The sequence below is a fragment of the Intrasporangium sp. genome, assembly GCF_035280925.1.
Classification (GTDB): domain Bacteria; phylum Actinomycetota; class Actinomycetes; order Actinomycetales; family Dermatophilaceae; genus Intrasporangium.
Map to the genome: position 1 here is coordinate 36,049 of NZ_DATEEY010000002.1, position 8,560 is coordinate 44,608.

Sequence of the window (8,560 nt, forward strand, 5' to 3'; positions counted from 1 at the left end):
CAGAGCCAGCCCAGCGGCATACGAGCGGATCGTGGAAGGTTGCTCCCCCGGGAAGGGGAGCGATCCTTCACACTCCGACTCAGCCCACCCAGACGCGCGCGTTGCGGAACATCCGCAGCCACGGGCTCTCGTTCTCGATCCGCCCCGACGTCCACGACAGCTGGACGTTCCGCGCCACCCGCTCCGGGTGGGGCATCATCGCGGTGAACCGGCCGTCCGGGGTCGTCACCGCGGTGAGCCCGTCGGGCGACCCGTTGGGGTTGTGCGGATACGTCACCGCCGGCGCGCCGTGGTGGTCGACGAACCGCATCGCCCGGTGGACCGTGCCGGAGTCCCCACGCGCCGAGAAGTTGGCGAAGCCCTCCCCGTGGGCCACCGCGATCGGCACGCGGCTGCCGGCCATCCCGCTCGTGAACAGGGACGGCGACTCGAGCACCTCGACCAGGGTGAGGCGGGCCTCGTACTGCTCCGAGCGGTTGCGGGTGAAGTGCGGCCACGCCTCGGCGCCGGGGATCAGCTCGGCGAGCGCCGCGAACATCTGGCACCCGTTGCAGATGCCCAGACCGAAGGTGTCGTCACGATGGAAGAACGTGCGGAACTGCTCGGTGAGCCGATCGTTGAAGAGCACCGAGCGGGCCCACCCCTCGCCCGCGCCGAGCGTGTCACCGTAGGAGAAGCCACCGCAGGCCACCAGCCCGACGACGGAGGCCAGGTCGAAGCGCCCGGCCTGCAGGTCGGTCATGTGCACGTCGAAGGTGTCGAACCCGGCCCGGTCGAAGGCAAACGCCGTCTCGACGTGGCTGTTGACCCCTTGCTCCCGCAGGATGGCCACCTTGGGCCGCGCACCCAGCCCTACATAGGGCGCCGCGACGTCCTCGGTGGGGTCGAACGTCGGGGCCACGACGAGGCCGGGGTCGTTCTCGGCTCCGACGGCCGCATGCTCCTCGTCCGCGCACGCGGGGTTGTCACGCAGAGCCGCGATCCGCCACGACACCTCGTCCCAGGCCTGCGCGAGGTCTCGCACTGACTCGTCGAGCGCCGCTTTGCCACCCACCGTCACGCGGAGGCGTCGCTCGGGGTTCACCCGGCCGACGACCGACATGAGCTCGCCCAACCCGTGCGCCGCGAAGACCGCCCGCACGGTGGTCAGCTCACCCTCGCCGACACCCAGCACCACACCGAGCTCCTCGGTGAACAGGCTTGCGACAGAGGGAACTCCGAGGTCGAGTCCAGTCGCCCCAGCAAAGCCCATCTCACACGCCGCGGCCCACAGTCCACCGTCGGAACGGTCGTGGTACGCCACCTCGATCCCACGAGCCCGCAGCTCGTCCAGGGCAGCCCCGAGCGACACGAGGCGCCCAGGATCGTCGAGGTCCGGCACCTCGCCGCCGAACGCCCCCGACACCTGCGCCAACATCGACCCGCCGAGACGGTCGCGCCCGGCGCCGAGGTCGACGAGGAGGAGGGCCGAGTCGGGGCGCAGCTGCGGCGTCCACGTGCCGCGCACGTCCGGCAGCGAGGCGAAGGCCGAGACGACGAGCGACACGGGCGACGTGACCTGCTTGTCCTCGCCCGTCGCCGGGTCGGTCCAGCGGGTCCGCATCGACAGCGAGTCCTTGCCGACCGGCACCGAGACCCCGAGGGCGGGGCACAGCTCCATCGCGACGGCGTGGACCGTGTCGTAGAGCGCCGCGTCCTCGCCGGGCTCGCCGCAGGCGGCCATCCAGTTGCACGAGAGCTTGACGCCGGCGAGCCCGCCCACCGGCGCGGCCAGGAGGTTGGTGAGTGCCTCCCCGACCGCCATCCGGCCGGAGGCCGGCCCGTCCACCGAGGCGAGGGGCATCCGCTCGCCGCTCGCCATCGCCTGCCCGGCGAACCCGACGTGGTCCGACAGCGTCACCGCGACGTCCGCGACGGGGACCTGCCAGGGGCCGACCAGCTGGTCACGATGGGTGAAGCCACCCACCGTCCGGTCGGCGATCGTCACGAGGAAGCGCTTGGACGCGACCGTTGGATGTCGCAGGATGTCGTATGCCGCTGAGCGCAGCTCCAGCCCATCGACGTCGAGCTCGTCCCCCACTCGCGTCACCCGGGTGACGTCCCGCGTCATCCGCGGCGGCTTGCCGAGCAGCACCTCCATCGGCATGTCGATCGGTCGGTCGTCGCCCGGCCGATCCTCCGACGAGGGGGCGAGGACGAGCTGCCCGTCGTCGCGCGCGACACCGACGACGGCATACGGGCAGCGCTCGCGGTCAGCCAGCGCGGCGAACCGCGCGAGCGAATCGGGTGCGATGGCCATGACGTAGCGCTCCTGGCTCTCGTTGCACCAGACCTCCTTGGGCGCCAGGCCCGACTCCTCGACCGACACCGCGGACAGGTCGAACCGCGCCCCCAGCCCGGCGCCGTCAACCAGCTCCGGGAAGGCGTTGGACAGGCCACCGGCCCCGACATCGTGGATCGCGAGGACCGGGTTGTCCGGCCCGAGGCTCCAGCAGTGGTTGATGACCTCCTGGGCGCGGCGCTCGATCTCGGGGTTGCCCCGTTGCACCGAGTCGAAGTCGAGCTCGGCCACGTTGGCGCCCGCGGCCATCGAGGATGCCGCGCCGCCGCCCATGCCGATCCGCATGCCCGGACCGCCGAGCTGCACGAGTAGGGTCCCGGCCGGGAAGGTGACCTTCTCGGTCTGGTCGGCGCTGATCGACCCCAGTCCGCCGGCGCTCATGATCGGCTTGTGGTAGCCCCGCCGGACGCCGGACACGGTCTGCTCGTAGACCCGGAAGAAGCCACCGAGCCCAGGCCGCCCGAACTCGTTGTTGAAGGCCGCGGCACCGATCGGACCCTCGACCATGATCTCGAGCGGACTCGCGATGTGCTCCGGTGCGCCGTAGACCTCCCGCTCCCACGGTTCGTCGGTGCCGGGCAGGCGCAGGTTCGACACGACGAAGCCGGTCAGCCCCGCCTTCGGCTGGCTGCCGCGACCGGTCGCACCCTCGTCGCGGATCTCGCCTCCGGCTCCAGTGGCCGCACCCGGAAAGGGGCTGATCGCCGTCGGGTGGTTGTGCGTCTCGACCTTCATGAGGACGTGCACCTCGTCCTCCCGAGCGGCGTAGCGGCTCGGGCCGTCACCGGTCCGCTCGGGCAGCCATCGGGTCACCGGCCCGCCGGCCATGACGGAGGCGTTGTCCTTGTAGGCGACCACCGTCCCCGCACCGGCGACCTCCTCGGTGTGGCGGATCATCCCGAAGAGCGACCGCGCCTTGGCCTCGCCGTCGACGATGAAGTCGGAGTTGAAGATCTTGTGCCGGCAGTGCTCGGAGTTCGCCTGGGCGAACATCATCAGCTCGACGTCCGTGGGGTTGCGTCGCAGCCCGGTGAAGGCGTCGACGAGGTAGTCGACCTCGTCGTCGGACAGGGCCAGGCCGTAGGCCTTGTCGGCCTCCTCGATCGCCGCTCGGCCACGGTCGAGGACGTCGACGCGCTCCATCGGCTCGGCCTCGCGCTCGTCGAGCAGCGCCCCGGTCGCCTCGACCGAGGGCAACGCCGACTCGGTCATCCGGTCGTGGAGCAGGTCAGCCGCCGCAGCCCAGTCGGACTCGGCGAGCGGCGATGACGAGGCGAGGCGGTACTCGGTGACCCGCTCGACCCGGCGCACGTCGACGCCGCAGTTGTGCGCGATGTCGGTGGCCTTGGACGCCCACGGCGAGAGCGTCCCCAGCCGGGGCGAGACGACGACGGTCGCCAGGTGCTCGGCAGCGGGCTCGGGCTCGGCCGGCGGCCCGTAGCTGAGCAGGCGCGTCACCGTCTCCAGCGTCGCGCCGTCCAACAGCCCGTGGCTCGCCACCTGGTGCACGTACCGCGCCGAGAGCCCGGTGACGGATGGCACGACGGCCTGGAGGCGGGCGAGGAGCGCCGCAGCGCGGAACCGAGAGAGGGCGCTGCCGCCCGGGACGGTGGTCAGCACGAGGTCGTGCGACGAGGCCATGGCGTGCGGTCTCCCGGTGGTGCGAGGGGGTGGCAAGGCGGTTGCCGCGTCAAGGTTACCCGTCAGGGCCCGCTGCCCCCGTCTCGCCGAGAGCGCGGGAGAGCATGCGCGCCGCCCCTCACCCAGCCGCCCCGGGACGACAGCCTGCGAGCGGGGGCGAGCTCAGCGGCATACGGCAGCAGAAATGGCGTGAGGGCCACCCCCGGCTGGGAGCGGCCCTCACGTCAGTGGGCCCGGTCAGAGGCCAGCGATGCGGCTGTCCGGAGCCGTGAGGCCGGGGTTCGCCTTGAGGAACGCAACGAGGTTGGCCAGGTCCTCCGGGCCACCGACGACGTTGGTGCCCGCGAGGAAGCCGGTGAACAGGTCACCGCCGTCGGCGAGGAAGTTCAGCGTCGACACCCGGTAGGTGGCGTTCATGTCCATCTGCACGCCGTTGAGGTACATCGAGCCGAGCACGACCCGGCTGCCCTGCGGCTGGCTGGCGTCCCACTCGTAGGTGAAGCCCTCCGAGACCCCCAGGGCCAGCATCGGCCTGGATCCACGGTCCTCAACCGGCTGGTACTGCTGCTCGAGGACGGTCTTGAGCTGGGCCCCGGTGAGGTCCATCGAGACGAGCAGGTTGCCGAACGGCGCGACCGCGTAGGCCTCGCTGTAGGTGATCTCGCCCGGCTGCTCACCCGCCTTGATCGCGTCGTAGATGAACGACCCGCGCACGCCGCCGACGTTCATGAGGGAGAGCTGCGCGCCGCCCTCGTCGGGGTCGTTGGTGCCCCAGAGGATCGCGTCGGCGACGAGGTCTGCCATCGGCGTCTCGATGCCGCGGTTGCCGCCCGAGTCCCCGGTGATGTCCTCCTTCACCGTGCCGACGACCTCGGCTGCGAGCGGAGCGGCGATCTCGTCCCACTTCTCGACGATGGCGGTCTGCGCCGGGTCGGGGGTCAGGGCCGCGCGCTCCACGATGTGGTTGGTCGCCGCCGAGGCGTCGCGGACGACGTCCTTGGTGCGGCGGTTGATGACGAGCTCGGTCTCGGTGACGACCCGGCCGTAGGAGGCGGCGCTCGTCACGAGCCGGTCGACGCCATCCGGGTCAGGGAGCTGGCAGATGTACGCCTGGTGCGTGTGGCCGGTGATGACGGCGTCGATCTCCGGGTCGAGCTGGGCGGCGATCTGGGCGATCGGGTCGGAGATCCCCTCGCACTCGTTGATGGTGCCCTCCTGGTAGCCACCCTCGTGGAGGAGCACGACGATCGCCTCGACACCCTGCTTCTTGAGCGCGTCCGCCTGCTTGTTGGCCGTCTCGACCTCGTCGAGGAAGTCGACCGAGGCGACGCCCTTCGGGCTGACGAGCGTGTCGGTCGCCTCGAGCGTCATGCCGATGAAGCCGACGTCCACGCCGTTCAGCTTCTTGACCGACGTGGCCGGCAGGAGCGTCTCCCCGTTGTCCTTGCGGACGACGTTGGCGGCGAGGTACTGGAAGTCGGCGCCTGCATAGGGCTCGTCCGGGAAGTAGCAGCCGTCGGTCGGGTGGCAGCCGCCGTTCTGCATGCGCAGCAGCTCGGTGGTGCCCTCGTCGAACTCGTGGTTGCCGACGCTCGACACTGACAGGCCCATGGCGTTGAGGGTCTCGACGGACGGCTCGTCGTGGAAGAGTCCCGAGATGAAGGTCGAGCCACCGATCAGGTCTCCGGCGGCGACGGTGAGCGTGTTCTTGTGCCCGGCACGGAGCTCGGTGAGCTTGGCGGAGAGGTACTCGGCGCCGCCGGCATCAACCCCCTCGATGCTTCCGGCGTCTCCGTCGGCCTTGATTCGACCGTGATAGTCGTTGAACGACAGCAGCTGCACCGACATGTTCGCGCTCGGGTTGGGCTTGTCGTTGTCGTTCGTCGCCTGCGCGGGGCTGACGGCCAACGCCGTGGCCCCCAGCAGCGCCGCTGCCCCGACAGCGACGACGCGGCTGATGCGATACGTCATGTGAGAATCTCTCCTGGTTCGGTGAATCGGAACTACACGGGTCTGCTTCCGACGTGCATGTTCTCGCCGTGACCCTACGAGAGATCGCCGCCCAGTGGGACGAAGTGCATCGGATTGGTTTCGCCGCTGGGCGGACGTCAGCGGGACTGGAGCGCATCCAGCGCGACGCCCATGGCTGCGGCGACCCTCCAGTCGAGCCGCCAACCGTTCTCCTGGGCGGGCAGGTCGATGAAGTAGGTGTCCTTGATGCCGACCCGCTTCGTCGAGCTCATGACGACCGACCCATCACCTGCGCGGAAGTCGAAGTGGAACAGCCACGGGACCGGCAGGTCGCCCGCGACCGGGATGAGGTCCCAGACGCGCCGCAGCACCGCGACCTTGGCGTTTCGCTCCTGCCCGACGCACTCGAAGCCCTCCGGCGTGCCGAGGTGCCAGGTCGACCGGCCGAGCGAGGCGGTGAAGTCCTTGCGGAACCAGCCGATCGGCTGGCCCACGCCGTCGACGATGTCGTAGCCGGACCCGAGATCGATGACCTTGCGGGCCTTGAAGCCGAAGAGCGGATGAGTCCTGGCGGCGTCCGTGAAGAAGGTGACCTGCTCCTTCATCGCCATGCGCTTCTGCTCGGCGAAGCACAGCAGGCCGAGGTCGTTGCCGGCTTCGTCCGTGCGCATCACCTCGTAGCGGTTGACCATGAAGGTGATCTTCTGGCGCACCTTGAGGCGCTCGAACTCGTGCGAGGGGGTGGCCGGCTGGGTCATGCGCCTAGGCTCGCACACGCTGTTCGGCCCTTCGGGCTGACGGCCGTATGCCGCTGAGCTCGCTCCCGTGTGCTCGTGACCAGATCCGTCCGCTGGGTGACCTGTGCCGACCTCGTGCGATGGTCTGGGGGCAGGGAGGCTGGAGCCATGAACAGAGCACTCGTCGTCATCGACGTCCAGCAGTCCTTCCGTGAGCTGCCCAGCTGGGCACAGATCTCCGCGCCCGACCTCGCCGAGCGCATCGCACCGCTCGTCGAGCACGCACGGACCGCTGGCGACAAGGTCGTCTGGGTCCTGCACTCCGAGCCCGGCAGCGACACTCCGTTCGATCCGGCGAGCGGGCACGTCCACCTCCTGCCCGGCCTCGAGCCCGCCGACGGGGAGCCGGTCCTGCACAAGACGAGCCACAACGCCTTCACGACGACGAATCTCGGGCAGCTGCTCACCCAGTGGGGTGTCGGTGGGGTCGACGTCGCCGGCATCCGCACCGAGCAGTGCGTCGAGACGACCGCCCGGCTCGCGAGCGACCTCGGCCATGACGTGCGGTTCGTCGTCGATGCGACGGCGACGCACCCGCTGCCCACCGCGGACGGGTCACGGGTCATCCCCGCGGAAGAGGTCATCGAGCGGACTGCGGCTGCGCTGCAGGGGCGCTTCGCGTCGGTCGTCACCATCGCCGAGGTGCTGGCATCCTGACGTGATGCCAGCACCTCGCAGGGTCGTGTTCGCGCTGCCAGGCGACCTGCACCTGCTCGACGTCGCCGGACCGGCCCAGGCGTTCTCCATGGCGGCCGAGCTCGGCGCGGACTACGACCTGGTCTTCGTCGGGGACGAGGCGACGACCCGGTCGCGGCAGGGGCTCGGGGTCACGGCAGGGACCGAGTGGCCGCTCCTGGCGAAACGCGACCTCGTCGTCGTGCCCGGCTGGTCCGTCGGCCAGCGTGACGACGGCAGCGACGAGGGGCGACCGGTCCGGAGCATGCTCGCGGCGCACCTGGGGGAAGCCGTCGGCGAGCACCACCGGACCGGCGGCGAGGTCGCGAGCGTCTGCGCCGGAGCGTTCGCCCTCGCGGCCGCCGGCGTCCTCGACGGACGACGCGCCACGACGCACCACGCGCTGCAGGCCAGCCTCGCTCGCTGGCACCCCACCGTGACCGTGGTGCCCGACGTGCTCTACGTCTCGGACGGCCTGGTGCACACCTCTGCCGGGATCTCGAGCGGGATCGACCTCGCCCTGCATCTCATCGCCCGCGACCATGGGCCGGCCCTCGCTGCGCGCGTCGCTCGCGGACTCGTCGTGCCCATGCGCCGCAACGGGACGGCGCCGCAGGAGAGCGTGATGCTGCAGCACCGGGACCACATGAGCGACCTGGTGCACCGGGCCCAGGACGTCCTCGATGCCGAGTTCGGTACGCAGCTGGGCCTGGCGGACCTGGCCCGACGCCTGGCCGTGAGCGAGCGGACCCTGACCCGGGCCTTCGCCGCGGCGACGGGGGTCACCCCGCATCGCTACCAGACCACCCTTCGGGTCGAGCGGGCTCAGGTCCTACTCGCCTCGGGCTGGAGCCAGGCGGCGGCAGCGCAGGAAGTGGGTCTGGGTGATGCGCGGTCCCTGCGACGGCTCCTCGCCGACCAGGCGTAGTGCGACCCCACCACATGGAGAGGCGGGTTGGGGTCCGGACCGAGCCCAGCGGCATACGGCATGGGACCCTTTGCCCCTTGTGGGGAAGCGTGACCCGCCCCTGTGCTGGCCGTGGGAGGTGGCGACGTGAACGTGCTCCCGCGGGTGGTTACGCACCGTGGCAGACGCCGTGACGAAGCGGGCGAGCCGCGGCGCGCCTGGGCCGAC

Annotated in this window: 5 protein-coding genes; 2 read left to right on the top strand and 3 right to left on the bottom strand. The window is 70.8% G+C overall.

Annotated elements, in window-relative coordinates; genetic code table 11:
- Positions 1 to 79: 79 nt before the first annotated feature.
- From purL to VJN29_RS00210, 3 genes are all read right to left on the bottom strand, one after another.
- The gene (purL, locus tag VJN29_RS00200) at positions 80 to 3,982 is read right to left on the bottom strand and encodes a phosphoribosylformylglycinamidine synthase (RefSeq protein WP_324141263.1); all 3,903 of its coding nucleotides are present in this window, start codon (positions 3,980 to 3,982) and stop codon (positions 80 to 82) included.
- A gap of 237 nt (positions 3,983 to 4,219) precedes the next feature.
- Positions 4,220 to 5,953, bottom strand: coding sequence for a bifunctional metallophosphatase/5'-nucleotidase (locus VJN29_RS00205; protein WP_324141265.1), 1,734 nt, complete (start codon positions 5,951 to 5,953; stop codon positions 4,220 to 4,222).
- Between the two features lie 137 nt (positions 5,954 to 6,090).
- Entirely contained in the window at positions 6,091 to 6,711 is a 621-nt protein-coding gene (locus VJN29_RS00210; protein ID WP_324141267.1) for a hypothetical protein, read from the bottom strand.
- A 147-nt stretch (positions 6,712 to 6,858) separates the two neighbouring features.
- Between VJN29_RS00210 and VJN29_RS00215 the strand changes: the two genes are divergently transcribed.
- Positions 6,859 to 7,407 (top strand): isochorismatase family protein, encoded by a 549-nt coding sequence (locus tag VJN29_RS00215; RefSeq protein ID WP_324141269.1) that lies wholly within the window; start codon positions 6,859 to 6,861, stop codon positions 7,405 to 7,407.
- A gap of 4 nt (positions 7,408 to 7,411) precedes the next feature.
- Positions 7,412 to 8,353, top strand: a complete 942-nt coding sequence (locus VJN29_RS00220; protein ID WP_324141271.1) for a GlxA family transcriptional regulator — start codon at positions 7,412 to 7,414, stop codon at positions 8,351 to 8,353.
- Positions 8,354 to 8,560: the final 207 nt, after the last annotated feature.

Coding starts and splice junctions, on each gene's coding strand:
- VJN29_RS00215 (WP_324141269.1), top strand. CDS start 6,859: ATGAACAGAGCACTCGTCGTCATCGACGTCCAGCAGTCCTTCCGTGAG.
- VJN29_RS00210 (WP_324141267.1), bottom strand. CDS start 6,711: ATGACCCAGCCGGCCACCCCCTCGCACGAGTTCGAGCGCCTCAAGGTG.
- purL (WP_324141263.1), bottom strand. CDS start 3,982: ATGGCCTCGTCGCACGACCTCGTGCTGACCACCGTCCCGGGCGGCAGC.
- VJN29_RS00205 (WP_324141265.1), bottom strand. CDS start 5,953: ATGACGTATCGCATCAGCCGCGTCGTCGCTGTCGGGGCAGCGGCGCTG.
- VJN29_RS00220 (WP_324141271.1), top strand. CDS start 7,412: ATGCCAGCACCTCGCAGGGTCGTGTTCGCGCTGCCAGGCGACCTGCAC.